The sequence below is a fragment of the Rickettsia endosymbiont of Urophora cardui genome (assembly GCF_964030725.1).
GTDB lineage: Bacteria > Pseudomonadota > Alphaproteobacteria > Rickettsiales > Rickettsiaceae > Rickettsia.
In genome coordinates, this window is sequence record NZ_CAXIPY010000004.1 from 315169 (window position 1) to 341586 (window position 26418).

Here is a 26418-nt window from a genome sequence, read left to right on the forward strand (position 1 = left end):
GCTACACACTCTTTAGCTACAAACTTTACTCTCTACATAATCATCTCCTGATCTTAGTACAGCAAACACCACTCTTGCCAACTTATTAGCTATGGCAACTGTCGTTTTATTATGGCTACTTCGCTCAGATAAATTAAACATCCATTTCGTAAATTGGCTAAAATCTTTTTTAGATTTCTGTTCTTCCGATGTAAATCTTATCTTGGCATTTAGTACAGCTCTAGCCCCTTGAATTAATAAAGTGCGTAAGTATACATCACCTCGCTTGCTAATTCCCAGCAGCTTATCCTTCCCACCACTTGAATGTTGTCTTGGCACTAATCCTAGCCATGCCGATAATTGCCTGCCATTCTCAAAACTTGTAGCATTACCTATTGATGCTATTAAAGCAGTAGCAGTAATTAAACCAAGACCAGGTATAGCTCTTAATCGTTGATATTGAGTTAGGTTACTTGCTATCATTGTTAATCGTTTTTCTATCTCTTTTATTTTTCTGTTATTATCTAAGAATTCTTCTTTTAGTTCACTAAATGTTTGATAACTTAACTGGCTTAATTTCCCTGCATCTAAAATCTCAATTAATTTTGTGATAACCTTATTAATGCCTTGAGGAACAATAAAACCAAACTCATGTAGTAGCCCCCTAATTTCATTAGCAAGTGCTGTACGATTTTTTACCAATCTCTCTCTTACCCTATGTATTGATAAAATTTCTTGTTGCTCTATAGTTTTAATTGCAACAAATCTCATATTAGGTCTTGTCACGGCTTCACATATCGCTTCAGCATCTGCTTGATCATTTTTATTAGTTTTAACATATGGTTTGACAAATTGCGGTGCCATTAGTTTTACTTCATGCCCTAATTTAGTTATTTCTCTTGCCCAATAACTAGAACCACCACAAGCTTCCATCCCTACTAAACATTGTGGTAAATTAGCCATAAATGTCAAAACCTGATCTCTCATCAATTTTTTCTTTAATACTGTCTTGCCATTTTTATCTACACCATGAATTTGAAAAATTCTTTTTGCAATATCTATACCAATTGTAGTAACCTCCATATGGACCTCCTTAATTGTTGTTTTAATATGTTAAATATTAACCCTAGAAGATTAGCAACTGCTTTTCATTCTCTATATCAGGAGGTCCATACCATTAGTCCATTATACCGGTTTCGATAATCACCAAACATATCACGGGATTATTGTTTGGCGATAAGGGTTATATCAAACAGGAGCTCTTTGATGATCTATACAGCAAAGGAATTAAGTTAGTAACTGGCATAAAGAAGAAAATGAAGAATAAACTTATGCCATTATTTGAAAAAATATTATTACACAAACGCTCAATTATCGAAACAGTATTTAGTGTGCTGAAGGGTGCTTTCGAGATCGAACATACAAGACATAGATCAATTTGGAATGCCTTTGTACATATCTTATCCGCCCTAATTGCATACTGTATGAAACCTAACAAACCTGCTATATCTCAAAATTAGCTAATCCAGAATTCAGGTTACTAGAATTAGAAGATAAAGCTATGTTACGTAAACGATCATTAATCTCTCAGGGTTTAATTCCCCGAAGCTCTGCTTCGTGATATCATAAGAAACAACTAAAACTTTTTTAGATACCTCGTAGCTCTGCTGCGAGGAGCATCATTTATCCATTACGACTATCTGACTAGGCTTTAATTCCTTGATCAATATCTCTTGTACATAAGTTTCAAAAATGTTCTTATTACATGTTCCATCAAATATTATCGGGGCAATCATATCTTTGACACACAGCCCAGCAATCATACTAATACGTGATTGATGTTGATAGACCTTTTCACCATAACATCTTTGACCGATAATGCTCCACCCGTGTTCTCTAAAGCTATTATCTTCTATCCCAGACTCATCTATAAATACTAAATCTTGTTTATCTATAGTTTTTAGTTTCAATATAAACTCATTCCTTAGACCAATATCCCTTTTGGGATGAAGAAAAGTTTTTTTTATAACTATAACCTAATTTATTAAGCAATCTTGATATAGTACTTGCAGATACTTTTTGACTCCAGTTCTTAGCTAGCTCCATGGTGGTTTTATCAAAATTAAGTTCTATAAATTTTTTAAATCCCTCTATGTCTCTTATTATTCTACGATGTCCTGTATGATAACCACTTTTTGCTTTGACATCGCCAGTTTGTTTCTTTAATTTTTTCCACTCTATTATAGTCTTCCTACTAATAGAGTATAGCTCTGCAGTCTCTTTTATTGTTTTACCATCTGTTAAACTTTTTATTACTCGTATTCTTAAATCGTATGAATATGCCTTTGCCATAAGTTTTTCATTTAGTATAATCCAACTCATACTATAAGTCACTACCTTATCGCATTAAGCTATATAATCGAATAGATATTCAAAATAATGAAGTGTTTTGTGTATTCGTATACCAATTTTTTTAGGAATATATAACGGTAGAGAGAAAATAAAATAAAGACTTTAGAAACTGAAGTTTTGACAAAAAATTTTTATTAAAAAAAGTGGCGAGTGTATCAATCTATAATTTGTATTATATATCCAATAATTTACTTTAAATTGTAGAAATATCGCTTTTAAGCTGATAAAAGCACTAAATATTTAACTTTAAATATAAATTTTTACTTTAGTCAGAAAAATTAGAATTTTTGTCAAAACTTCAGTAGAAAAGAAAAAGTGCTAATTATATATATTATTAGTTTTAATTTTTAGCTGGCGGATAGAGGGGGATTCGAACCCCCGACACGTTGCCGTGAACACGCTTTCCAGGCGTGCGCCTTAAACCGCTCGGCCATCTATCCATAAATAATGAGTATTTGAGATGGAAAGCGGGTTCCATCTTACTGAAGTTTTGACAAAAATTCTAATTTTTCTGACTAAAGTAAAAATTTATATTTAAAGTTAAATATTTAGTGCTTTTATCAGCTTAAAAGCGACATTTCTACAATTTAAAGTAAATTATTGGATATATAATACAAATTATAGATTGATACACTCGCCACTTTTTTTAATAAAAATTTTTTGTCAAAACTTCAGATCTTAAATACAAATTTAATATCCATTTATGAGAGCTATAATAGAATTTACTATTATTTATTATTTGAAAAAATATTGTTAGCTTCCAAAAGTTCATTGTTAGTATTAACACCGACAATCAAATCATGATTATCAGATAATAAATAAGAAACTTTTTCTTCTTTAGCTTTGCACAATTTTACTATTTCTGTTAAATAAACTTCTTTATTATCTCTAAAATCAGTAGCAAATAAAGGTAAATATTTGTTTAAAATTCCAGGATTAAATGCCATAATTCCAGAATTACAAAGCTTTATTTTCTTTTGTTCTTCATTAGCATTTTTATATTCAATTATTTCCAAAAATTCACCATTTTGATCTATGGAGATTCTACCATAAAAAGCGGGATCATCTCTTTCAAAACATAATGTTACTAATGAAGCGTTACTAAAATTTAGGTATTCTACTAATTCATTCATTAATTCCGGAGTAATAAGTGGGTGATCACCATATAATACTAAAGTAGTTTTATTCTTATCAATCAAATCTATTGCTGCATGAGTAGCATGAGCTGTACCTTTAGGCTCTTTTTGTAAGGCAAAACGACACATATTTTCATAAGGTGTCAAATATTTTTTTAAATCTTCTGAATAAACTATAACTACATCATCAGTTACTTTAAGAGAATTATTTAACACTGTTTCAAGCATTGGAACGCCACCAACCTCATGCATTACTTTTGGTAAATCAGACTCCATTCTGCTGCCTTTGCCAGCTGCTAAAATAATTATTTGCATATTATTCATCACTGCCTTGTAAAATCTCGTAAATTTCATCTGATAATTCGTAATTACCGAAAACTCTCTGCACATCGTCGCTTTCTTCTAAAAGATCAACAAGCTTTAGAAGCTTTTCAGCTTTTTCTTTATCATCGATAATTATTGTATTTAAAGGAACCCATCCTATATAAGCTTCTTCAGCAGTGCCATATTTATCTGTTAGAAACTCTAAGACATTAGAAAAATTTTCAATATCGGTGTATATAGTATGTAGTACTTCATCTGAAACTATATCATCTGCTCCTGCTTCTATTGCAGTTTCTAAAATATTTTCAACTGAGCTAATTTCTAGAGGATATTGAATGACTCCACAATGTTTGAATAAAAAATTAACGCTACCGGTTTCGCCCAAATTGCCGCCATATTTAGTAAAGCTGGAGCGTACCTCAGCAGCAGTACGATTTTTATTGTCAGTTAAAGCTTCAACTATTATAGCAATACCGCCGGGTGCATAACCCTCATATCTAATTTCTGTATAATTTTCATTATTAGCGGAATCATTAGCACTATTAACAGCTTTATCAATTCTTTCTTTAGGAAGATTTTGGCTGCGAGCAGTGGCTAAAGCAGTTCTAAGACGTGGATTATTATCGGGGTTTGTAGAGCCAGCTTTGACGGCAGTAACTATCTCACGGATTAATTTTGTAAAAACTTTTGCTCTTTTCTTATCTTGAGCACCTTTACGATGCTGAATATTTTTAAACTTTGAGTGTCCCGCCATTATTATCTATACTTTAAAAATATTTAACCTTGTTTTGCCTTAAATCTTTTATTCTTCTTATTTATTACAAAAATTTTGTCTCTTCTTTTAACGATTTGACAATCTTTATCACGTTTTTTCAATGATTTTAACGAACTAACGACTTTCATACATGTCCTGACTATATTTAACTTGAGGTGATGATAAACTTTTTTGTCCAATCAGTCAATTACCAATTTATATATATCAATTATCTCTGAGTACTTATCTTGTTTGCCATTTTGTATTTAATTTTGGTTGGATATCTAATTTCTGAAGTTTTGACAAAAATTCTAATTTTTCTGACTAAAGTAAAAATTTATATTTAAAGTTAAATATTTAGTGCTTTTATCAGCTTAAAAGCGATATTTCTACAATTTAAAGTAATTATTTGATATATAATACAAATTATAGATTGATACACTCGCCACTTTTTTTAATCTCTCAGGGTTTAATTCCCCGAAGCTCTGCTTCGTGATATCATAAGAAACAACTAAAACTTTTTTAGATACCTCGCAGCAGAGCTACGAGGTATCTATCCAAAAAGCTTTAACTGTTTTTGTTGAAATGCTTTATAAGAAGGTTTGCCTGAACCTTGATTCTGTACATAATTACATAATTTCTGCTCATCACCATGTTTACCTACTGTGCTCATAAAATATCCTTTACTCCCAAACTCACTTCCCCATAATTTTTCTTTAAGATTTGGATATTTCTCAAACATTTTCTTCTGAAGTTTTGACAAAAATTCTAATTTTTCTGACTAAAGTAAAAATTTATATTTAAAGTTAAATATTTAGTGCTTTTATCAGCTTAAAAGCGATATTTCTACAATTTAAAGTAAATTATTTGATATATAATACAAATTATAGATTGATACACTCGCCACTTTTTTTAATCTCTCAGGGTTTAATTCCCCGAAGCTCTGCTTCGTGATATCATAAGAAACAACTAAAACTTTTTTAGATACCTCGTAGCTCTGCTGCGAGGAGCATCATTTTAAATATAGATATATCATGGCTCATTTAACGATAGATGAAAGATTTAAAATATACGAAATGAATAAGAGTGGTTATAGCTCGCGATATATAGGGACAAAGATTGGCCGTGATAAAAGCACTATATGTTATGAACTCAAGAGAATGAGGCATAATTATAGACCAGATAGGGCTAACACACTTGCTTGCAGTTTAAGGCAAGGTAAGAGAAAAAGAAAATTAGATATTGATAATAATTTACGAGCAGAAATAATAAAGCAGTTAACACAGGGTATTTCACCAGATATAATTTCAGGTAGACGTAAACTATCACGAGATACTGTCAATATTTCTACAGAGAGTATATACCAGTTTATTTATACATCTCCTATAGCACAAAGGCAAAAATTATATTTATCTTTAGCAAGAAAAAGGAAAAATAGGTTGCATCATGGTACAAGAATCAGAAACAAAAGAATTACAATACCAAATCGAGTTTCCATTACTGAAAGACCAGAGATAAATAGAAAGATAGCAGCAATAGGTCATTTAGAAGGTGATTTAACTTTTAACAAAGGTAATCAAAGTCGTAATATAGGCGCTCTTGTGGATATCAGAACACAAAAAGTGTTTCTCACTTTAAACCGTTCAAAAAGAACACAAGATGTGATTGGTAACATGAATAAAAAACTTAAACAATTGTCGCATATAATCAAAAGCATAACGTTAGATAATGGCAAAGAATTTACCAATCATGAACAACTATTGCCAAAATCTGAACGAAAAGTATATTTTTGCAATCCTTACAGGAGTTTCGCACTTAGCAAAATTGTGTATTAGTTAGAAGCCATTTAATGTTGTTCTGAATTGATGTTTTTATAACTTCCCAAGTTTGTTGATATAAAGTAATGTTTTCATTTATCCTCCTTTTGTTCATATCAAGCCAGGCCAATACAGCAAGGCAAATATGATTTCTTTGAGCTCGACCCGTGCGTGCCTGACAGCATTCAATACCACAAGTTTGTTTCAATTCTCGATGATAAACTTCTATAGACCAACGCGCCTTAACAATTTTCTCTATTTGCTCACGTGTAGGATTCTCTAAATTAGTTGTTATGTAATCAATGCGACCATTTTTTGCCACAAACTTAAATACCGTAACCCAACCGTATCCACGTAGGTGAATTTTTGAGTCTTTTGCAATGATTGTGTAAATTTTTGTTGAGCCTATATTAGAAGTAATTAAAAATATAGGTAACAGAAATGCAAATAGAGAAGAATAAAAAAATAAATGAAGCAATAGATTTGCTGATAGAAGGTGGAGTAGATTTAAAAACAGTACTAAGTCAGAATGGATTAATTAAGGAATTAACGATAGTGGACTAATGGTATGGACCTCCTGATATAGAGAATGAAAAGCAGTTGCTAATCTTCTAGGGTTAATATTTAACATATTAAAACAACAATTAAGGAGGTCCATATGGAGGTTACTACAATTGGTATAGATATTGCAAAAAGAATTTTTCAAATTCATGGTGTAGATAAAAATGGCAAGACAGTATTAAAGAAAAAATTGATGAGAGATCAGGTTTTGACATTTATGGCTAATTTACCACAATGTTTAGTAGGGATGGAAGCTTGTGGTGGTTCTAGTTATTGGGCAAGAGAAATAACTAAATTAGGGCATGAAGTAAAACTAATGGCACCGCAATTTGTCAAACCATATGTTAAAACTAATAAAAATGATCAAGCAGATGCTGAAGCGATATGTGAAGCCGTGACAAGACCTAATATGAGATTTGTTGCAATTAAAACTATAGAGCAACAAGAAATTTTATCAATACATAGGGTAAGAGAGAGATTGGTAAAAAATCGTACAGCACTTGCTAATGAAATTAGGGGGCTACTACATGAGTTTGGTTTTATTGTTCCTCAAGGCATTAATAAGGTTATCACAAAATTAATTGAGATTTTAGATGCAGGGAAATTAAGCCAGTTAAGTTATCAAACATTTAGTGAACTAAAAGAAGAATTCTTAGATAATAACAGAAAAATAAAAGAGATAGAAAAACGATTAACAATGATAGCAAGTAACCTAACTCAATATCAACGATTAAGAGCTATACCTGGTCTTGGTTTAATTACTGCTACTGCTTTAATAGCATCAATAGGTAATGCTACAAGTTTTGAGAATGGCAGGCAATTATCGGCATGGCTAGGATTAGTGCCAAGACAACATTCAAGTGGTGGGAAGGATAAGCTGCTGGGAATTAGCAAGCGAGGTGATGTATACTTACGCACTTTATTAATTCAAGGGGCTAGAGCTGTACTAAATGCCAAGATAAGATTTACATCGGAAGAACAGAAATCTAAAAAAGATTTTAGCCAATTTACGAAATGGATGTTTAATTTATCTGAGCGAAGTAGCCATAATAAAACGACAGTTGCCATAGCTAATAAGTTGGCAAGAGTGGTGTTTGCTGTACTAAGATCAGGAGATGATTATGTAGAGAGTAAAGTTTGTAGCTAAAGAGTGTGTAGCATAGCACTTATAAGTAAAATAAATGGTGATTTATATGGAAAGTTCTATAATTAATTAAGCCAGATATAATCAATTTTTAATCTCTCAGGGTTTAATTCCCCGAAGCTCTGCTTCGTGATATCATAAGAAACAACTAAAACTTTTTTAGATACCTCGTAGCTCTGCTGCGAGGAGCATCATTTAAATATAGATATATCATGGCTCATTTAACGATAGATGAAAGATTTAAAATATACGAAATGAATAAGAGTGGTTATAGCTCGCGATATATAGGGACAAAGATTGGCCGTGATAAAAGCACTATATGTTATGAACTCAAGAGAATGAGGCATAATTATAGACCAGATAGGGCTAACACACTTGCTTGCAGTTTAAGGCAAGGTAAGAGAAAAAGAAAATTAGATATTGATAATAATTTACGAGCAGAAATAATAAAGCAGTTAACACAGGGTATTTCACCAGATATAATTTCAGGTAGACGTAAACTATCACGAGATACTGTCAATATTTCTACAGAGAGTATATACCAGTTTATTTATACATCTCCTATAGCACAAAGGCAAAAATTATATTTATCTTTAGCAAGAAAAAGGAAAAATAGGTTGCATCATGGTACAAGAATCAGAAACAAAAGAATTACAATACCAAATCGAGTTTCCATTACTGAAAGACCAGAGATAAATAGAAAGATAGCAGCAATAGGTCATTTAGAAGGTGATTTAACTTTTAACAAAGGTAATCAAAGTCGTAATATAGGCGCTCTTGTGGATATCAGAACACAAAAAGTGTTTCTCACTTTAAACCGTTCAAAAAGAACACAAGATGTGATTGGTAACATGAATAAAAAACTTAAACAATTGTCGCATATAATCAAAAGCATAACGTTAGATAATGGCAAAGAATTTACCAATCATGAACAACTATTGCCAAAATCTGAACGAAAAGTATATTTTTGCAATCCTTATTCTCCATGGCAAAAACCATTGATAGAGAAGATTAACTCAATGGTGCACAGAGTATACTCTAAATCTTTAGATATAAAAAAATTAACAATAAAGCAATTACAAGAAATTGAGGATTTTTTAAATAATTTACCAAGAAAAGTGCTCGGTTATAAAACACCCAATGAGGTATGGGAAGAAAATATAAATCTGGCTTAATTAATACTGGAATTTACCCTTCAGTGCCGTATTTTTGCAAGCATATTTGTAAGAATGACAGTAACATAGTCTTACCTGAACCAGTTGAGCCTATTACTGAAGTACTTGCGTTGTTCTTTTCACCAAACTCATCTTTGCCAAGTTTTGACTCGTGAAGATTTAAATAGTAAGCTTGCTTGTTAGGAGTCTTAAGGATTGCAACCGCCTCACCCCAGCAATTCTGGTCTCTCTTGCCACTTTCAAAATTGTGAAAACTTGCAAGATCTACAAAATGCCTCGATGCCATAGAAGAAAGACGCGGTCTTAAGTCAAATACAGCAGGTAGTTGAGAAAAAAAGTGACCGTATAATGAGAATTCAGCAAGTATTGCTACAAAACCTAAATCACTTAAGATACTCATCTGCTTATTGGCGCTTTGTTTTGCTTCTTCTAAGGAATTACCATATATAGCTAAGCTAAAATGATACTTGCCAAAGAAAATCTCATTGCCAGCGAGTTCGTCTTTAGCATCAATTAAATCATCTCTTTGTGTTAATGCGTCATCTTCTGAAGCTCTTAGCTTCTTAATGACATTGTTAATGAAGCTAAGTGATTTTCTTTTGCTTACGCATGAGAAAGATTGTGTTAATACAAAATCACAATCAGATATTAGTAAGCTACTCATACTTAAACTATTTGTGCTATCAGGAAACTCTGATATAGCTAACGCGAAAAGGTTTTTACCATAGTTTTTGTATTTACTCACATATTCACCAGATCTAAATCCTATTAAACATTGCTGGACTAACTTTAAAAACTGTTTACATAAAATTATTGATCAATGCCTAAGTTTTTCCTAATCTGTGGTAGAAACATTTCCGTGTTAGCTATATCTCAATAGCCTTAAAAAACTTCTTATCCATAGATGTATTAATTTGACCGTTTTGATTAGCGAAATATACGTCATTTGTTCCAAATGTCTCGTAGATAGGTTTTTTAAGTACTGGTACTTTTTGCCAAACATTTGATATTAGGAAATTAAAGAACTCTAACTGCTTTGAAAACACCACTCCTTGTGCGTTTTGATATGTTGTTAACTTCCTTCCTCCAAATCTTTCAAGAAAACCACTTATTCTTTCCGAAAACTCAGATACTTTCTTTAAAAGCTCATCTATTCTTTTCTTTTGCTCCTGCGGGCTTGTAGCCTTAAACGCAGCTCGCTCAAATATATTGTGCGGCGAGTATACCATTGTAAAGAATATACGGTTACGACGGAAAGCTTCTGATGCGAGTGACTGGTAGTACAAATCACTAATACGGTCAGCAAAGTAATTTTTGGTCTCTACTTCAAAGTGATCATGGTGTTTTGACCTTACAATATGCACATAAAATGTAATGTTTTCTGATGCAAAACTTCTCAAGAAATTGTGGGTAAGCATATTGTTAATATCTAAATTCTGTATGCTTTCACATTCAATAGGAAATCCATCTAATTGCCAAGTTAATACAAAATCTTGGTTTTTAGTCATTACGACTTCGCTACTTACGCACGAGGAGTAAGGCACTAAATCATTAAATGTGGCAACATGGTTTAATTTCACAGACTACCTCTTCTTCTTACTACTTTGCATATGCCTACTTGCGTGTCCGCAGTATACCTAGCACCAGAAACCGCTTGACATCCAAGTGTTTTGTTTACCTTTGCGACTTGCCTTTTTCGCTTGCTGTACCAAGGTAATGGAAATCTTGGATGGCATGTGATTGGCAAATTCAAATGCCAACTAGTTTTCCATTTTAGATATAGTATGTGAAAAAAGAATGCATCCTTTCTGGTTAGCAAGCCAAGACTTAATATAACTACTGGGATGAAAAACCAAACGATTGGACCAAAATATAGTCCAATACCAAATAGAAAGGCAGCAATGCAAAAAAATAACTCTAAAGGCACACCGAAAAATAATACCGGTCTAATGATCGCCTTGTATATTTTATGCTGCGTGATTTTATATTTTTCTTGCATGTTCTTTGCTATTTCTTGAAATTTTTAGTTTTAATTTTTCATTTTGTAAGTAGATTGCCTATTTCTGTTGCAGCTCCAAGTACTACCGCGCCAATTAAAATAGGTGCCATCTCTCGGAGTGTAGAACCACCAAATAGTATCTTGTAGCCACACCAAATAATCGCAAGAATTACTGTAACTGTTGACAATCCAACTAGACCTCCTTTTACTTTTTCCATCAAAGTTTTTGCTTTTTTAAACTCTGCATATGCTGGTGTGTTCATTAAAGATATGAGTATTAAAAATATTGGCGTTGTGTATTTATTTATCATTGATTTCTCCTTTTATTGTTGGTATATATTTTTTGCTCTCTGACCAAGATTCGGCTTCATGAGAGCATTTTTTGATTTTTTATTTTTTTCCTATTTTGTTGAAAATCAATAAAACCTAAAATTCTAATCACTTCCGCCTCTGTAACTTAAGTTAGATTATACGCGGAAGTTTCTAGTTACTTCTTGACTCTGCTTTTAAGGCTCCTCACGCATTACTTACTCATTTAAATATTAATCTTCAGCTTAATACTGCCTGCATGTGACATATATTTACGTGCCTTATTACCGTTATAAAACAAACCAATCTCTAGATTCTTTGCCGCAACATTTAATCCCGCTCCATAACTTAAAACTAATTTAGATCTATTAATAGGACCTGAAGACAATAAAGCTCCCTCATCCAAAAACTTAGCTGTGATATTTGGATTCTTCGACTTAATATTTTTATGTAGAAAACAATGCATCTCAGGAGTAATACTGATGCTAGAGGCATGCACAGAACTATTTGATAACTTCAAACCTGTTATAGTTTCAAGCTCTAGTGATTTTGTGCCTGACAGCGCTAAATTATAAGCACCTGCTCCATATTCGCGATATGATGCGTCCCGTATCTTACTATATTTGATACCAAATATTGGCTTAATGCTTAAAGAGCTTATAGGCTTATAATTATAACCAAACATTACCTGCATAATATTACTATATGCTTTGTGATTGCTGGTTGCTATTTGGCTATCTGGACGCTTAGCACTGCTCTTGATATCGCTTATTCCATATATGCCAATAGTGCTTATGAAAATATTCTGATCAGATGGGGTATATAATCCATATAAAGAATAGAAATTTCCTTTAAGACTTGCGGTGTCACCTAGTTTATTATTACGAAACTTTATTTTTGAATTAGCTTTGGTAAAATTAAAACCCAGTAATATAGAATCATTAGTGCGTATATCATAGCCTATAATCGCACCTCTATTTTTGCTATGATAACCACTACGACTTGCTATCTCTTGTTGTATGGTCTTGCCTATAAAAGGACTAATATAAAAACCAGTGTGATCTCCTACAATGCTACTAGCACGCTCCTGCTCTTCTTCGCCAGCCGAAACTACTGACAGACTGAAAGCATCCTTAAGTCTTTTATCTATATCCGATATGATGCTACCAGTCATATTGCTTGTACTGTGAGAGGCTAGCTCCATAGATGCACTTGCTAGCCTTGCTTTCTCAGATTCTAACTCTTGCTGTCTTTGCGAGAAGGCATTATTGTTATTGTCTTCCAAAGCATGAGTCACTTCTTCGTCTAAATCTGATGCTAGCATCTCATCTATTTCAGCTACCGTATTATAAAAATAACTATTGTCTTGTGATAATATTTGTTGTGATTCGTCTGATAAAAATCGCTCCTCTTCTTCATCTATACTTCCTGCTGATACAGATTCAGAATATGAAGATTCATCAGATTCGGAAGACGAGTGCGATGCTACTTCCCAGTCTAAAATATCCGAATGACTTACACCTGCACCAAGCACAAACAAATCATCAGTACTAGTACTAGTATCGCTATAATTCTTATTTGTAGCGATATCATCAGTTTGCACATCTTGATTTGTAACATTTGCTTCAGTTTGTACTTTCTGCTCTGTGCTTCCTATAGCCACAGAATTGGTTTGAATACCAGTATTCTTGTGCTCTAGTGCTGCTGTTTGAGTAAATGTACTAAATATCTTAGCTGGGAGCGTCTGCGTAGCTATCTCGCTCGCTCCTATAGTGCTACTGTCTGTTTGTACAGACGACGTTGCGATGGGTGCGATGTCAGTTTGAGTAGACTGGTCTATTTTCAATATATCGGTTTGTGTATGATTTTCGTGTGTAATCGCATACTTGTTATTCACAGATAACTGATCGGCTTTTAGCAGGGCAGCTAATCCCTGCCCCCTCTCTCCTTGTAATACTAATGCTCGCCCCCGCTCTCTCCATACCGCAGCACAATTAGGATATACCTCGTGGATTGCGGTGAAATTTTCAATTGCTTTTTGATACTCACCATCGCAAATAGATTGTAAACCTTGGTAATATAACTCAATTAGTCTCGTGGTGTCATGATAGCTTAATGCTGTCGTTGATGATGTGGAACGTGACTTTTCTAATGGAACGTTTTGGGATAATGTATGAACTACTGCTTGGCTTTGTTGCATAAATAAGCTTTTGAATATACTGCCCCTAACCCCGCAATGCTAGCCTAGCCAACAGGCACAGAGATAGGTTTACCAATTTCAAACATTTTGTTTAATAAGTGGCATTTAATAGACATTTCTTTTGTCATATTTTGATCATGTCTTGATAGAAACTTACTACCAAAAGAAGTTTTAAATCGAAAGAACGTGTTCTCTACACGCTCCCTTCTACCATAATTATTCTTTACCCTCCATGCTTGGTATCCTTTGTTTTGTTGATATATAACAGCTGCATCTCTCTCAGTTTTATCCCTAAGCGATTGAACTTTTACTGAAGAGTTTGGGGGTCTAATAACTGGTTTTATCTTCTTCTTTCTCAACAATTGATATGTAGATTCACCGTCATACCCTCGATCTCCCAGAAAATCCTTGGCTCTGACATTAGCTATTAGTAGTCCAATCTGTGATCTATCATCTATAGTATGCTCTGTGGTACTATCGGCAAGTATCATACCTTGATCTTCTATAACGATATGTAGCTTTTTCCATATGCGACGCTTATATTGCTTACCATGCTTATTTTCTAGCCATTCGTTCCCTGTGTAGGCTTGTATCCCTGTACTATCCATTGAAATACAACTAAATTCTTTATCTTGATTTCCATGTAAATACCTAAGATCTAATGACTTCATACGCTTACTTAATGTTGTATAGTCTGGACATCTAATAGATAAACCCGATATTTCAAAGAGCCAGTTTATAAAGCCTTGGGTTTGGCGTAACTTAAGACCGAATAAGCATCTGATCTTCAAACACTGTAATATAGCGTGATCACTATAGCGTCTAGGTCTTCCTCGTTTCATTTCCTCTCTGTAATCAGCATACCAGCCAATCGCCAAATCACTGGCAATCATAAAATCTATGCGACCCCTATTGCGTAAAAAATTATTATATTCTGACCAATTCGTTATTTTATATTTAGAATACTTGCGTGATTTACTAAAAGGGGCTTTCTTCCGAGATCTCATATAATCTGGATTATTTTTAATTCAGGACATCTTACCAGATTATCACCACTCTTGCTCTACAAATCTTATTTATGCAACAAAGCCATAGCTAATGTCAGAGCCAAGGATTTTCTGGGAGATCGAGGGTATGACGGTGAATCTACACATCAATTGTTGAGAAAGAAGAAGATAAAACCAGTTATTAGACCCCCAAACTCTTCAGTAAAAGTTCAATCGCTTAGGGATAAAACTGAGAGAGATGCAGCTGTTATATATCAACAAAACAAAGGATACCAAGCATGGAGGGTAAAGAATAATTATGGTAGAAGGGAGCGTGTAGAGAACACGTTCTTTCGATTTAAAACTTCTTTTGGTAGTAAGTTTCTATCAAGACATGATCAAAATATGACAAAAGAAATGTCTATTAAATGCCACTTATTAAACAAAATGTTTGAAATTGGTAAACCTATCTCTGTGCCTGTTGGCTAGGCTAGCATTGCGGGGTTAGGGGCAGTATATTCAAAAGCTTATTTATGCAACAAAGCCTTACCACATTGCTTGGTAGCTGCACTTAAATTATCTGTACGATGCTCTGGTAAAACTCCACCTAACTCCCATACAGCTTTTTCAAACCCTGATGCTAATGTATCAAAACTTTCACTATGGCATATGCTAAAAGTTTCCCAACATGAATAAGGCAACATAAAATGAAATAGTAAGTGAGGATATGGTTGCCCACCAATACAAATACCCAATTGATTCATATTGGTCCAATCAGACTGACTCTGTTTGCCAGGAAGAATATTTTGTAAAAAGATTACTGTCTTATCCTTACCATGTGCAGCTCTCCATTGTTTCAACCTTTTCTGCAAACAGCGTAATTGCTTCCCATTATAATTCCCATGATACTTTTCTGTCAAATATGCTAATATGGTAGTTGCTTGCAACTCCGGTGCTGATTCTAGCATTGATTCTATTTCATCCCAGTGCTTCACAAATGGATCCTTACGTGTCCTATATTTACGTATTGTGCATAATTCGCTTGGATACTTATTAATCTCTCAGGGTTTAATTCCCCGAAGCTCTGCTTCGTGATATCATAAGAAACAACTAAAACTTTTTTAGATACCTCGTAGCTCTGCTGCGAGGAGCATCATTTAGTAAATAATTGAAATTTTTGTTAATAATCTTCAGATTTACTAGGGGTTATAGCAAACTTTTTTAAAAATAAACAAAGAAATAATAATTTTTTAAAAATAATACTTGAATTTAATAGTTTCAGTTGCTATAAACAGCTTTATTTTAAAGTTTTTGTTGGGATTCTTATAATTATGAGTTTTTACGAGTCAGTTTTTATTGTGCGTCAAGACGTATCATTAAATGATATAGATAAAATAGTTGATGATTTTAGTAAAATCATTAAAGATAATAACGGTGCTATTGTAAAAAAAGAATACTGGGGATTAAGAGCTTTAGCGTATAAAATCGGTAATCACAAAAAAGGACATTATTACCTTTTAGGTCTTGATACTACTCCAGCTGTAAAGCAAGAGCTAGAAAGAAAAATGAAACTTAATGAAAATATCATAAGATTTCTTACACAGAAAGTAGATTCAATTAGTAATGAGCCTTCACCGATATTAAAAAATCAAAGTACAGAAAATACTCCAGTAATTGATGTAACGGCTAATTATAAATAATCAAATCTAAATTTGCAGGAATTAAGGTAAAGAATGTCGAAAAATAATACTAGTGAAACAACAACCCGAAAACCAATGGAAAGAGCTTCTAAAAAAGTGTTCTTTAGAAGACGTCAAGGTTGCCCTCTTTCTGTGCCTAATGCACCGGTTATTGATTATAAAAATCCAGAGCTTTTAATAAAATTTGTTTCCGAAGGTGGTAGAATGCTACCAAGTAGAATCACAAATGTTTGTGCAAAAAAACAAAGAAAGCTAAATAATGCTATTAAAATTGCAAGAATTTTAGCATTGTTACCTTTTGTATTTCAAGCTAAGTAAAGGACGTATAATACCATGGAAGTTATTTTAATTAAACCGGTGAGAAAATTAGGTAAGATAGGGGAAATACATAAAGTAGCCGACGGATTTGGTCGTAATTATCTTTTACCACAAAAATTAGCTATTAGAGCTACTGAGCTTAATAAAGAATTAATTGTTAAGCAGAAACATGAATTAGAAGAAAAAGATAAACAAATAAAATCAGAAATAACAAAAATTAATGATCTTATTAAAGATCAAAAATTAATTTTTGTTCGTCAAACATCAGATGATGGTAAGTTATTTGGTTCAGTAAATAATAAAGAAATAGCCGAAAAATTATCTCAAGCTGTATCTTACCCTATTTCTCATTTAAATATAATTCTTGATACTCAGATTAAATCTACAGGGATTTACAAGGTTGAAGTAAGATTGCATGCTGAGCTTAGTACAGAAGTTACAGTGATTGTTGCAAGATCAGAATCAGAGATACAAGATTATTTACGTGAGCAAAAAACTGAAGAATCTGCAACAGAGACTTTAGCTGAGTCAGCTTAAGGCTATCTTCGTTACTCTGCAATTTGATTTGTCTTTATTCAAATGCTTTTTTATCCCGTAACTTAATTATGGGATAGATAAGATAATAATCATCAAGCATCTATCTTAGTTAATGCATCTGAAGTTTTGACAAAAATTCTGATTTTTCTGACTAAAATAAAAATTTATATTTAAAGTTAAATATTTAGTGCTTTTATCAGCTTAAAAGCGATATTTCTACAATTTAAAGTAAATTATTTGATATATAATACAAATTATAGATTGATACACTCGCCACTTTTTTTAATCTCTCAGGGTTTAATTCCCCGAAGCTCTGCTTCGTGGCTTTGTTGCATAAATGATGCTCCTCGCAGCAGAGCTACGAGGTATCTAAAAAAGTTTTAGTTGTTTCTTATGATATCACGAAGCAGAGCTTCGGGGAATTAAACCCTGAGAGATTAAATTCTACCATCAAATTTGATCATAAAATGAGCCATAGCTTCATTCCAATTGGGCTCTGTCTGGCTTTGTTGCATAAATAAGCTTTTGAATATACTGCCCCTAACCCCGCAATGCTAGCCTAGCCAACAGGCACAGAGATAGGTTTACCAATTTCAAACATTTTGTTTAATAAGTGGCATTTAATAGACATTTCTTTTGTCATATTTTGATCATGTCTTGATAGAAACTTACTACCAAAAGAAGTTTTAAATCGAAAGAACGGGAAAGTTCTATAATTAATTAAGCCAGATATAATCAATTTTTAATCTCTCAGGGTTTAATTCCCCGAAGCTCTGCTTCGTGATATCATAAGAAACAACTAAAACTTTTTTAGATACCTCGTAGCTCTGCTGCGAGGAGCATCATTTAAATATAGATATATCATGGCTCATTTAACGATAGATGAAAGATTTAAAATATACGAAATGAATAAGAGTGGTTATAGCTCGCGATATATAGGGACAAAGATTGGCCGTGATAAAAGCACTATATGTTATGAACTCAAGAGAATGAGGCATAATTATAGACCAGATAGGGCTAACACACTTGCTTGCAGTTTAAGGCAAGGTAAGAGAAAAAGAAAATTAGATATTGATAATAATTTACGAGCAGAAATAATAAAGCAGTTAACACAGGGTATTTCACCAGATATAATTTCAGGTAGACGTAAACTATCACGAGATACTGTCAATATTTCTACAGAGAGTATATACCACAGGAGTTTCGCACTTAGCAAAATTGTGTATTAGTTAGAAGCCATTTAATGTTGTTCTGAATTGATGTTTTTATAACTTCCCAAGTTTGTTGATATAAAGTAATGTTTTCATTTATCCTCCTTTTGTTCATATCAAGCCAGGCCAATACAGCAAGGCAAATATGATTTCTTTGAGCTCGACCCGTGCGTGCCTGACAGCATTCAATACCACAAGTTTGTTTCAATTCTCGATGATAAACTTCTATAGACCAACGCGCCTTAACAATTTTCTCTATTTGCTCACGTGTAGGATTCTCTAAATTAGTTGTTATGTAATCAATGCGACCATTTTTTGCCACAAACTTAAATACCGTAACCCAACCGTATCCACGTAGGTGAATTTTTAGCCCTTCATCGGGAATCTCTAAAGTTTCCAAGCTAACATTACGATTAACTTTTCTATTTTTTCTTAGGTTGGTAACCCATATCCAACCTAAATTACGTATATGTTTTAAATTATCCAAACCACTATACCAAGCATCCATAACTATAGCATCAGGCTTGATACCTCTTTCTTTAGCTAAAGTAAGCATATCACAAAAATGCTCGTTCTTTGTTTTACCATCAGTTTCTTTATCATATATTCTATAATCTACAGGAGTAGATTGATCAATTTGAGTATTGTAATGCAGTAAGTTTACCATTCCTATACCAGGTATAACATCATGTACAGCCCCAGAATATTGATAATTTACAAGCTCGATCCTCTTACTGTATTGCTTTGACAATAAGGTGTCATCTCCCACTAATAAACAAGGATCTTCCAGATCAATATATTTTGACACTTTGCTATAGATTTCGCTAGGGCGAAAATCCTTACTCTTTAACCATCGACTTGCACTATCGTGCGATAGATCTAATGGACTTACTTTAGATAATGCTTTGCTAGTATATCTTACACTACTTGCTTGTAAGAATGATTTATATAAATCTTTGCTACATTTTGATCTTGTCATTTTTATCTAAAACTATTTTTCTCTAGATTAGCATATTATTTGCTAAGTGCGAAACTCCTGTAAATGAAAACATTACTTTATATCAACAAACTTGGGAAGTTATAAAAACATCAATTCAAAACAATATCAGATGGCTTTTAACTGATTCGCAACTTTGCTAAGTGCGAAACTCCTGTACCAGTTTATTTATACATCTCCTATAGCACAAAGGCAAAAATTATATTTATCTTTAGCAAGAAAAAGGAAAAATAGGTTGCATCATGGTACAAGAATCAGAAACAAAAGAATTACAATACCAAATCGAGTTTCCATTACTGAAAGACCAGAGATAAATAGAAAGATAGCAGCAATAGGTCATTTAGAAGGTGATTTAACTTTTAACAAAGGTAATCAAAGTCGTAATATAGGCGCTCTTGTGGATATCAGAACACAAAAAGTGTTTCTCACTTTAAACCGTTCAAAAAGAACACAAGATGTGATTGGTAACATGAATAAAAAACTTAAACAATTGTCGCATATAATCAAAAGCATAACGTTAGATAATGGCAAAGAATTTACCAATCATGAACGGCTTTGTTGCATAAATAAGCTTTTGAATATACTGCCCCTAACCCCGCAATGCTAGCCTAGCCAACAGGCACAGAGATAGGTTTACCAATTTCAAACATTTTGTTTAATAAGTGGCATTTAATAGACATTTCTTTTGTCATATTTTGATCATGTCTTGATAGAAACTTACTACCAAAAGAAGTTTTAAATCGAAAGAACGTGTTCTCTACACGCTCCCTTCTACCATAATTATTCTTTACCCTCCATGCTTGGTATCCTTTGTTTTGTTGATATATAACAGCTGCATCTCTCTCAGTTTTATCCCTAAGCGATTGAACTTTTACTGAAGAGTTTGGGGGTCTAATAACTGGTTTTATCTTCTTCTTTCTCAACAATTGATATGTAGATTCACCGTCATACCCTCGATCTCCCAGAAAATCCTTGGCTCTGACATTAGCTATTAGTAGTCCAATCTGTGATCTATCATCTATAGTATGCTCTGTGGTACTATCGGCAAGTATCATACCTTGATCTTCTATAACGATATGTAGCTTTTTCCATATGCGACGCTTATATTGCTTACCATGCTTATTTTCTAGCCATTCGTTCCCTGTGTAGGCTTGTATCCCTGTACTATCCATTGAAATACAACTAAATTCTTTATCTTGATTTCCATGTAAATACCTAAGATCTAATGACTTCATACGCTTACTTAATGTTGTATAGTCTGGACATCTAATAGATAAACCCGATATTTCAAAGAGCCAGTTTATAAAGCCTTGGGTTTGGCGTAACTTAAGACCGAATAAGCATCTGATCTTCAAACACTGTAATATAGCGTGATCACTATAGCGTCTAGGTCTTCCTCGTTTCATTTCCTCTCTGTAATCAGCATACCAGCCAATCGCCAAATCACTGGCAATCATAAAATCTATGCGACCCCTATTGCGTAAAAAATTATTATATTCTGACCAATTCGTTATTTTATATTTAGAATACTTGCGTGATTTACTAAAAGGGGCTTTCTTCCGAGATCTCATATAATCTGGATTATTTTTTAATTCAGGACATCTTACCAGATTATCACCACTCTTGCTCTACAAATTTTATTTATGCAACAAAGCCATTAATTCCAAATCTTTTTTTTTAATTGTGTTAGTTTTTATCCCAACCCTGATCAACTCCGATAATATCTCATTATATCCAGCTTCACCTAATACACTACGAAACGGCTTTGTTGCATAAATAAAATTTGTAGAGCAAGAGTGGTGATAATCTGGTAAGATGTCCTGAACTAAACAACCCTCAGCTATAAGCTGAGGGGTTATAAAGTGGAATCGATTAGAAATCGATCATCATTCACAGGTTCACCTTCCTGTTCATCAATATAGTGCTGTATCATTTCATCAGTTATATTACCTGAACTGACTGCCATATAGCCCCTAGCCCACAAATGATTGCCCCAAAATTGTTTTCGTAAATGAGTAAATTCTTGCAATAAAATTCTTGAGCTAATGCCTTTTAAATACTGTACTAACTTGCTAAGAGATATTTGCGGCTTATATGAGATAAACATATGTACGTGATCACAGGATATTTTCCCTGAAATTATATGTACTTCATGTTCCATGCAAATCTGCCTCAGTAAATCTCTAGTCCTTTCCGATACTTTGCCTATCAATATTCTCTTCCTATATTTTGGTATCCATATAAGATGCACTTTTAAATCATACTGACTATGACTATTCTTTCTATAACTTCTCATATTTCTTGATATAAATTCATTGCTAAAGCAATTTCATTATATCTTCCCTTCGCCTAAAGGCGAGGGATTTTTGATCCCCGAAGGGGGACATTAAAAAATAATCCAGATTATATGAGATCTCGGAAGAAAGCCCCTTTTAGTAAATCACGCAAGTATTCTAAATATAAAATAACGAATTGGTCAGAATATAATAATTTTTTACGCAATAGGGGTCGCATAGATTTTATGATTGCCAGTGATTTGGCGATTGGCTGGTATGCTGATTACAGAGAGGAAATGAAACGAGGAAGACCTAGACGCTATAGTGATCACGCTATATTACAGTGTTTGAAGATCAGATGCTTATTCGGTCTTAAGTTACGCCAAACCCAAGGCTTTATAAACTGGCTCTTTGAAATATCGGGTTTATCTATTAGATGTCCAGACTATACAACATTAAGTAAGCGTATGAAGTCATTAGATCTTAGGTATTTACATGGAAATCAAGATAAAGAATTTAGTTGTATTTCAATGGATAGTACAGGGATACAAGCCTACACAGGGAACGAATGGCTAGAAAATAAGCATGGTAAGCAATATAAGCGTCGCATATGGAAAAAGCTACATATCGTTATAGAAGATCAAGGTATGATACTTGCCGATAGTACCACAGAGCATACTATAGATGATAGATCACAGATTGGACTACTAATAGCTAATGTCAGAGCCAAGGATTTTCTGGGAGATCGAGGGTATGACGGTGAATCTACATATCAATTGTTGAGAAAGAAGAAGATAAAACCAGTTATTAGACCCCCAAACTCTTCAGTAAAAGTTCAATCGCTTAGGGATAAAACTGAGAGAGATGCAGCTGTTATATATCAACAAAACAAAGGATACCAAGCATGGAGGGTAAAGAATAATTATGGTAGAAGGGAGCGTGTAGAGAACACGTTCTTTCGATTTAAAACTTCTTTTGGTAGTAAGTTTCTATCAAGACATGATCAAAATATGACAAAAGAAATGTCTATTAAATGCCACTTATTAAACAAAATGTTTGAAATTGGTAAACCTATCTCTGTGCCTGTTGGCTAGGCTAGCATTGCGGGGTTAGGGGCAGTATATTCAAAAGCTTATTTATGCAACAAAGCCATTCTGAGCTGTTAACAATAGTGCTTTTATACCATCAATCACCTTGTAAAAACTTTAAATATTTTTATATGTCCTATCTACAATTATATAAATCAGACTTTGTAACTCTTCCATCATATACTCGTTTTATAGCTCTAAAACCAAGAGTTCTGTGTTATTTAGTTTTATTACTGGAATGGTATATGCAGGCAGCTCAATCTACGGGAGTTTCTTATATTGACGCCACATCTTTAGAGGTTTGTCATCGAAAAAGAATCTCTCGTAATAAAGTCTTTGCCGGTATTGCTGCTTTGGGTAAAACAACAAAAAGTTGGTTTTTTGGTCTAAAATTACATTTGGTTATTAACGAAAAAGGTGAGATTCAAGGTCTAAAACTAACGCCTGGTAATGTAGATGATAGAGCGCCGGTTTCGATAATCACCAAACATATCACGGGATTATTGTTTGGCGATAAGGGTTATATCAAACAGGAGCTCTTTGATGATCTATACAGCAAAGGAATCAAGTTAGTAACTGGCATAAAGAAGAAAATGAAGAATAAACTTATGCCATTATTTGAAAAAATATTATTACGCAAACGCTCAATTATCGAAACAGTATTTAGTGTGCTGAAGGGTGCTTTCGAGATCGAACATACAAGACATAGATCAATTTGGAATGCCTTTGTACATATCTTATCCGCCCTAATTGCATACTGTATGAAACCTAACAAACCTGCTATATCTCAAAATTAGCTAATCCAGAATTCAGGTTTTAAAGTTCTAAAAAACCTTTCTATTACTATATTATCAATACTTCTACCTTTGCCATTCATTGAAATTTGGATATCATGCTCCTTGAGAATATTTATGTGGTCATAACTGGTATATTGGCTACCTTGATCACTATTAAATATCTGTGGAGCGTTATACTTACTGAGAGCTTGTTTCAAGACATCAGTTACAAGAGATGCATCCATAGAATTTGACAGTTTATAGCTCAATATGGCCTTGCTATGCCAATCTATAATAGCTGCCATATACATAAAGCCACCATTAGTTCTAATGTAAGTAATGTCACCACTCCAAACCTCATTCACATTAGGCACATACACTTGCTTTGTTGAGCCAGATTTAGTCCAATATTGATCAAGTAAGTAGCTATAGATCTTATGCTCACTATCGTTTCGAGAAGTAGATTTTTTCTTATGTGGGTAAATAGCTTCTATACCCATCATCCTCATATATTTCAGTACTCGATCTTTACCGACAATAAAACCATCTTCTAGTAACTGTTGATGAATATAGCGATAACCAAATTCAGGATTATCTGTATATATTTCATCTATTCTATTTAAAATACTTAATTTATTTATACTCATCTCCTTGGATTTATAGTAGGCTGTAGATCGACTAATCTTTAATAGTTCACACTGTCTTGATTTTGAGAGTTGATTTAGCTTGGAGTGTACAAGACTCTTTTTATTTGATAAATCCAAGCTTTTGAGCTTTCCCACGGCCCAGTCCCTCTCAACTGTGATTCTACCAAGAGCTTTAGCAAGTTCATCATTTTGCTCTTGTAAATGATTTATTTGTTCTTGATATTCACTCAAAACTTTAGCTGGTTCAAAAGCTAATGCCGCATTACCTAAAAACTGTTTTTTCCAATTTTGAATTGTTTTAACGGTAAATTCCAGTATTAATTAAGCCAGATTTATATTTTCTTCCCATACCTCATTGGGTGTTTTATAACCGAGCACTTTTCTTGGTAAATTATTTAAAAAATCCTCAATTTCTTGTAATTGCTTTATTGTTAATTTTTTTATATCTAAAGATTTAGAGTATACTCTGTGCACCATTGAGTTAATCTTCTCTATCAATGGTTTTTGCCATGGAGAATAAGGATTGCAAAAATATACTTTTCGTTCAGATTTTGGCAATAGTTGTTCATGATTGGTAAATTCTTTGCCATTATCTAGTCCGTCCGCCAAAACTCTACAAGCCTTATAGATAATATGGTTTTAAGACAAGAAGTAATACAACAATCCGTAAGAAAATGATAAAATATGGTCATAAACCTTATGGATTTCAGTCAATGCCAATAGACAACATTATCAAATCGCAAGAACAAGGGAAACTGTTTGGTTATAAATTAAAAGAAGAATTAAACCCAAATAATAAGCTATATAAATTAAGAGAATTAATAAATTGGTCTAGGCTCGAAGAGTGGTTATCAAAAAATGTTTGTATTAAGAAATTTGGTAGAAATAGAAAATGTCATAGAGTGATGCTTGGCATAACGATGCTACAAGCAATGTATAATTTTTCAGATTCATTATCAGAGGAAGAGCTAAAAGAGAATATGTATTGGCAGTATTTCTGCGGGTGGGAATATATAGAAAAAGACATAGCTATCTCGGAAACTAGTATACGACGGTTTCGTAGTGTATTAGGTGAAGCTGGATATAATGAGATATTATCGGAGTTGATCAGGGTTGGGATAAAAACTAACACAATTAAAAAAAAAGATTTGGAATTAATCATCGCTGATACGACTGTACAAATTAAGAATATCAAACACCCACACGATGTTTATTTAATGGATAAAGCTAGGCTTAGCATAGTAAAGCTTTGCAACAGTTTGGGTATACATTTGAATGAAACATACGCTAGAACCTATAAACGCGATATAGTAAAGCTATGGAAATATAAAGAACATAGTAAAGCCAAGAAGCGTTGGAAAATAATGAAGCATTTAAAAATATTACTGGGTCGTTTGATTAGAGTATGTGAGCGTGAGATCAAAAATAAGCAATTAAACTTGTCTCTCAAAAATCAAGAAGTATTGCAAAAAATAAAACAAATACATAACCAATCTGTTTTAAAAAGAGAAGCTAAAAAGCAATATAAAGAAGATAACAAAGTATTATATAGTTTTCATGCCCCTGAAGTAGAGTGTATAGGAAAGGGAAAACGCAACAAGCCATATGAGTTTGGCAATAAAGTAGCGGTAGTAGTAAGTGGTCGTAGAAATTTTGTTTTATCCGCAAAATCGTTTCATAATAATCCTTATGATGGTCATACATTGCATCAGAGCTTTGAAGCAGTAGAGAGTGTCACTGGAATCAAGATAAAGAAATCATTTGTTGATCTTGGGTATAGTGGTAGCAATGTAAAGGAGAAGAGTAAGGTATATACCCCAAAAACGCGGAAGAAGTTGTTACAAGAGGACAAGTCTATGATCAAGAGACGCAGTGCCATAGAACCAATAATAGGTCACTTAAAGCAATATGGTCGGATGGGTAGAAACTTCTTGAAAGGTATGATAGGAGATATTATCAATCCAATAATCTCTGCTATTGGTTTGAATTTACGATGCATTGCAAATCATTTACAAATCGTGTCTAACTCCACATAAATCAAAAATATCATCATGCAAAAACTAGATGAACGA

The 26418-nt window shown here is 33.3% G+C and carries 27 protein-coding genes, 1 tRNA gene and 9 pseudogenes; 15 read left to right on the forward strand and 22 right to left on the reverse strand.

The features are described 5' to 3' along the window. Nucleotides 1-12 precede the first annotated feature (12 nt). On the reverse strand, nt 13-1062 hold the full coding sequence (locus AAHI98_RS04780) for an IS110 family RNA-guided transposase (protein WP_342224642.1): 1050 nt from the start codon (nt 1060-1062) through the stop codon (nt 13-15). 107 nt (nt 1063-1169) lie between these two features. Here AAHI98_RS04780 and AAHI98_RS04785 point away from each other — a divergent pair. Continuing rightward, nucleotides 1170-1499 (forward strand): annotated as a pseudogene (locus AAHI98_RS04785) (transposase); the annotation flags it as partial. A 159-nt stretch (nt 1500-1658) separates the two neighbouring features. Here the strand turns inward: AAHI98_RS04785 and AAHI98_RS04790 are convergent. From AAHI98_RS04790 to AAHI98_RS04820, 7 genes are all read right to left on the reverse strand, one after another. Then, the gene (locus AAHI98_RS04790) at nt 1659-1949 is read right to left on the reverse strand and encodes a transposase (protein ID WP_342225188.1); all 291 of its coding nucleotides are present in this window, start codon (nt 1947-1949) and stop codon (nt 1659-1661) included. A 7-nt stretch (nt 1950-1956) separates the two neighbouring features. Beyond that, a complete protein-coding gene (locus AAHI98_RS04795) occupies nt 1957-2361 on the reverse strand; it encodes a helix-turn-helix domain-containing protein (protein ID WP_342225189.1) in 405 nt (134 codons plus the stop codon). A gap of 382 nt (nt 2362-2743) precedes the next feature. After that, a tRNA-Ser gene (locus AAHI98_RS04800) sits at nt 2744-2831 on the reverse strand. Nucleotides 2832-3119: 288 nt separating this feature from the next. Beyond that, nucleotides 3120-3851, reverse strand: a complete 732-nt coding sequence (locus tag AAHI98_RS04805) for a sugar phosphate nucleotidyltransferase (protein ID WP_410526212.1) — start codon at nt 3849-3851, stop codon at nt 3120-3122. Beyond that, nucleotides 3844-4605, reverse strand: a complete 762-nt coding sequence (locus AAHI98_RS04810) for a YebC/PmpR family DNA-binding transcriptional regulator (RefSeq protein ID WP_342225191.1) — start codon at nt 4603-4605, stop codon at nt 3844-3846. The genes AAHI98_RS04805 and AAHI98_RS04810 overlap by 8 nt, the downstream gene beginning before the upstream one ends. 23 nt (nt 4606-4628) lie before the next feature. Beyond that, the gene (gene ykgO, locus AAHI98_RS04815; protein WP_342225377.1) at nt 4629-4754 is read right to left on the reverse strand and encodes a type B 50S ribosomal protein L36; all 126 of its coding nucleotides are present in this window, start codon (nt 4752-4754) and stop codon (nt 4629-4631) included. A gap of 404 nt (nt 4755-5158) precedes the next feature. Then, a complete protein-coding gene (locus AAHI98_RS04820; protein WP_342225192.1) occupies nt 5159-5347 on the reverse strand; it encodes a transposase in 189 nt (62 codons plus the stop codon). Between the two features lie 292 nt (nt 5348-5639). Between AAHI98_RS04820 and AAHI98_RS04825 the strand changes: the two are divergent. Next, a pseudogene (locus AAHI98_RS04825) lies at nt 5640-6407 on the forward strand (IS30 family transposase); the annotation flags it as partial. A 13-nt stretch (nt 6408-6420) separates the two neighbouring features. On the opposite strand, the pseudogene AAHI98_RS04830 reads toward AAHI98_RS04825, so the two are convergent. Further along, nucleotides 6421-6789: pseudogene (locus tag AAHI98_RS04830) on the reverse strand (transposase); the annotation flags it as partial. Nucleotides 6790-6863: 74 nt separating this feature from the next. Between AAHI98_RS04830 and AAHI98_RS04835 the strand changes: the two are divergent. The 3 genes from AAHI98_RS04835 (at nt 6864) to AAHI98_RS04845 (ending at nt 9302) form a co-directional block, all read left to right on the forward strand. Then, the gene (locus AAHI98_RS04835; protein WP_342225195.1) at nt 6864-6986 is read left to right on the forward strand and encodes a hypothetical protein; all 123 of its coding nucleotides are present in this window, start codon (nt 6864-6866) and stop codon (nt 6984-6986) included. A 94-nt stretch (nt 6987-7080) separates the two neighbouring features. After that, nucleotides 7081-8130: an IS110 family RNA-guided transposase gene (locus tag AAHI98_RS04840; RefSeq protein WP_342224642.1), complete on the forward strand. Its 1050-nt coding sequence runs from the start codon at nt 7081-7083 to the stop codon at nt 8128-8130. 209 nt (nt 8131-8339) lie between these two features. Next, nucleotides 8340-9302 carry an IS30 family transposase gene (locus tag AAHI98_RS04845; RefSeq protein WP_342224646.1) on the forward strand — a complete coding sequence of 321 codons (963 nt, stop codon included), beginning with the start codon at nt 8340-8342 and terminating at the stop codon, nt 9300-9302. A gap of 13 nt (nt 9303-9315) precedes the next feature. On the opposite strand, the gene AAHI98_RS04850 is transcribed toward AAHI98_RS04845, so the two are convergent. The 6 genes from AAHI98_RS04850 to AAHI98_RS04875 all read right to left on the reverse strand — a co-directional run bounded on the left by AAHI98_RS04850 (nt 9316) and on the right by AAHI98_RS04875 (nt 14817). Beyond that, nucleotides 9316-10047, reverse strand: a complete 732-nt coding sequence (locus AAHI98_RS04850) for a VirB4 family type IV secretion/conjugal transfer ATPase (RefSeq protein ID WP_342225196.1) — start codon at nt 10045-10047, stop codon at nt 9316-9318. A 121-nt stretch (nt 10048-10168) separates the two neighbouring features. Beyond that, nucleotides 10169-10810 carry a VirB4 family type IV secretion/conjugal transfer ATPase gene (locus tag AAHI98_RS04855; protein ID WP_342225197.1) on the reverse strand — a complete coding sequence of 214 codons (642 nt, stop codon included), beginning with the start codon at nt 10808-10810 and terminating at the stop codon, nt 10169-10171. A gap of 68 nt (nt 10811-10878) precedes the next feature. Continuing rightward, nucleotides 10879-11301: a VirB3 family type IV secretion system protein gene (locus AAHI98_RS04860; protein ID WP_342225198.1), complete on the reverse strand. Its 423-nt coding sequence runs from the start codon at nt 11299-11301 to the stop codon at nt 10879-10881. Between the two features lie 38 nt (nt 11302-11339). Continuing rightward, on the reverse strand, nt 11340-11612 hold the full coding sequence (locus AAHI98_RS04865) for a TrbC/VirB2 family protein (protein WP_342225199.1): 273 nt from the start codon (nt 11610-11612) through the stop codon (nt 11340-11342). A 224-nt stretch (nt 11613-11836) separates the two neighbouring features. Continuing rightward, nucleotides 11837-13810, reverse strand: a complete 1974-nt coding sequence (locus tag AAHI98_RS04870) for an autotransporter outer membrane beta-barrel domain-containing protein (RefSeq protein ID WP_342225200.1) — start codon at nt 13808-13810, stop codon at nt 11837-11839. A gap of 44 nt (nt 13811-13854) precedes the next feature. After that, a complete protein-coding gene (locus AAHI98_RS04875; protein ID WP_342224734.1) occupies nt 13855-14817 on the reverse strand; it encodes an IS5 family transposase in 963 nt (320 codons plus the stop codon). 51 nt (nt 14818-14868) lie between these two features. On the opposite strand from AAHI98_RS04875, the gene AAHI98_RS04880 reads away from it, so the two are divergent. After that, entirely contained in the window at nt 14869-15285 is a 417-nt protein-coding gene (locus tag AAHI98_RS04880) for a transposase (RefSeq protein WP_342225201.1), read from the forward strand. Between the two features lie 38 nt (nt 15286-15323). Here the strand turns inward: AAHI98_RS04880 and AAHI98_RS04885 are convergent, their stop codons facing one another. Then, nucleotides 15324-15791 (reverse strand): hypothetical protein, encoded by a 468-nt coding sequence (locus AAHI98_RS04885; protein ID WP_342225202.1) that lies wholly within the window; start codon nt 15789-15791, stop codon nt 15324-15326. A gap of 336 nt (nt 15792-16127) precedes the next feature. On the opposite strand from AAHI98_RS04885, the gene rpsF reads away from it, so the two are divergent. Genes rpsF through rplI form a run of 3 tightly spaced genes read left to right on the forward strand, consistent with a single transcriptional unit; the run spans nt 16128 to nt 17351 of the window. Beyond that, on the forward strand, nt 16128-16496 hold the full coding sequence (gene rpsF, locus AAHI98_RS04890; protein ID WP_342225203.1) for a 30S ribosomal protein S6: 369 nt from the start codon (nt 16128-16130) through the stop codon (nt 16494-16496). A 33-nt stretch (nt 16497-16529) separates the two neighbouring features. Further along, nucleotides 16530-16814, forward strand: a complete 285-nt coding sequence (rpsR, locus tag AAHI98_RS04895; protein WP_342225204.1) for a 30S ribosomal protein S18 — start codon at nt 16530-16532, stop codon at nt 16812-16814. A gap of 15 nt (nt 16815-16829) precedes the next feature. Continuing rightward, the gene (rplI, locus tag AAHI98_RS04900) at nt 16830-17351 is read left to right on the forward strand and encodes a 50S ribosomal protein L9 (protein WP_342225205.1); all 522 of its coding nucleotides are present in this window, start codon (nt 16830-16832) and stop codon (nt 17349-17351) included. A 559-nt stretch (nt 17352-17910) separates the two neighbouring features. Here the strand turns inward: rplI and AAHI98_RS04905 are convergent. Continuing rightward, a complete protein-coding gene (locus AAHI98_RS04905) occupies nt 17911-18090 on the reverse strand; it encodes a hypothetical protein (RefSeq protein ID WP_342225206.1) in 180 nt (59 codons plus the stop codon). 124 nt (nt 18091-18214) lie between these two features. On the opposite strand from AAHI98_RS04905, the pseudogene AAHI98_RS04910 reads away from it, so the two are divergent. Beyond that, nucleotides 18215-18544: pseudogene (locus AAHI98_RS04910) on the forward strand (transposase); the annotation flags it as partial. 16 nt (nt 18545-18560) lie between these two features. Here the strand turns inward: AAHI98_RS04910 and AAHI98_RS04915 are convergent. After that, nucleotides 18561-19541, reverse strand: coding sequence for an IS701 family transposase (locus AAHI98_RS04915; protein ID WP_342225110.1), 981 nt, complete (start codon nt 19539-19541; stop codon nt 18561-18563). A gap of 59 nt (nt 19542-19600) precedes the next feature. Between AAHI98_RS04915 and AAHI98_RS18510 the strand changes: the two are divergent. Continuing rightward, nucleotides 19601-19702, forward strand: a pseudogene (locus tag AAHI98_RS18510) (IS701 family transposase); the annotation flags it as partial. A gap of 8 nt (nt 19703-19710) precedes the next feature. Continuing rightward, nucleotides 19711-20115: pseudogene (locus tag AAHI98_RS04920) on the forward strand (IS30 family transposase); the annotation flags it as partial. A 52-nt stretch (nt 20116-20167) separates the two neighbouring features. On the opposite strand, the gene AAHI98_RS04925 reads toward AAHI98_RS04920, so the two are convergent. Then, nucleotides 20168-21130, reverse strand: a complete 963-nt coding sequence (locus AAHI98_RS04925; RefSeq protein ID WP_342224734.1) for an IS5 family transposase — start codon at nt 21128-21130, stop codon at nt 20168-20170. A 284-nt stretch (nt 21131-21414) separates the two neighbouring features. Further along, nucleotides 21415-21855 (reverse strand): IS200/IS605 family transposase, encoded by a 441-nt coding sequence (gene tnpA / locus AAHI98_RS04930; protein ID WP_095568239.1) that lies wholly within the window; start codon nt 21853-21855, stop codon nt 21415-21417. A gap of 111 nt (nt 21856-21966) precedes the next feature. Here tnpA and AAHI98_RS04935 point away from each other — a divergent pair, with 111 nt between their 5' ends. Both AAHI98_RS04935 and AAHI98_RS04940 read left to right on the forward strand, forming a co-directional pair. Beyond that, nucleotides 21967-22929, forward strand: a complete 963-nt coding sequence (locus AAHI98_RS04935) for an IS5 family transposase (protein ID WP_342224734.1) — start codon at nt 21967-21969, stop codon at nt 22927-22929. A gap of 53 nt (nt 22930-22982) precedes the next feature. Further along, nucleotides 22983-23720 (forward strand): annotated as a pseudogene (locus AAHI98_RS04940) (IS982 family transposase); the annotation flags it as partial. Between the two features lie 17 nt (nt 23721-23737). Here AAHI98_RS04940 and AAHI98_RS04945 read toward each other — a convergent pair. Continuing rightward, nucleotides 23738-24658: pseudogene (locus AAHI98_RS04945) on the reverse strand (IS3 family transposase); the annotation flags it as partial. Nucleotides 24659-24667: 9 nt separating this feature from the next. Continuing rightward, nucleotides 24668-24943 (reverse strand): annotated as a pseudogene (locus AAHI98_RS04950) (transposase); the annotation flags it as partial. 77 nt (nt 24944-25020) lie between these two features. Here AAHI98_RS04950 and AAHI98_RS04955 point away from each other — a divergent pair. After that, on the forward strand, nt 25021-26382 hold the full coding sequence (locus tag AAHI98_RS04955; protein ID WP_342224717.1) for an IS5 family transposase: 1362 nt from the start codon (nt 25021-25023) through the stop codon (nt 26380-26382). Nucleotides 26383-26418 lie beyond the last annotated feature (36 nt).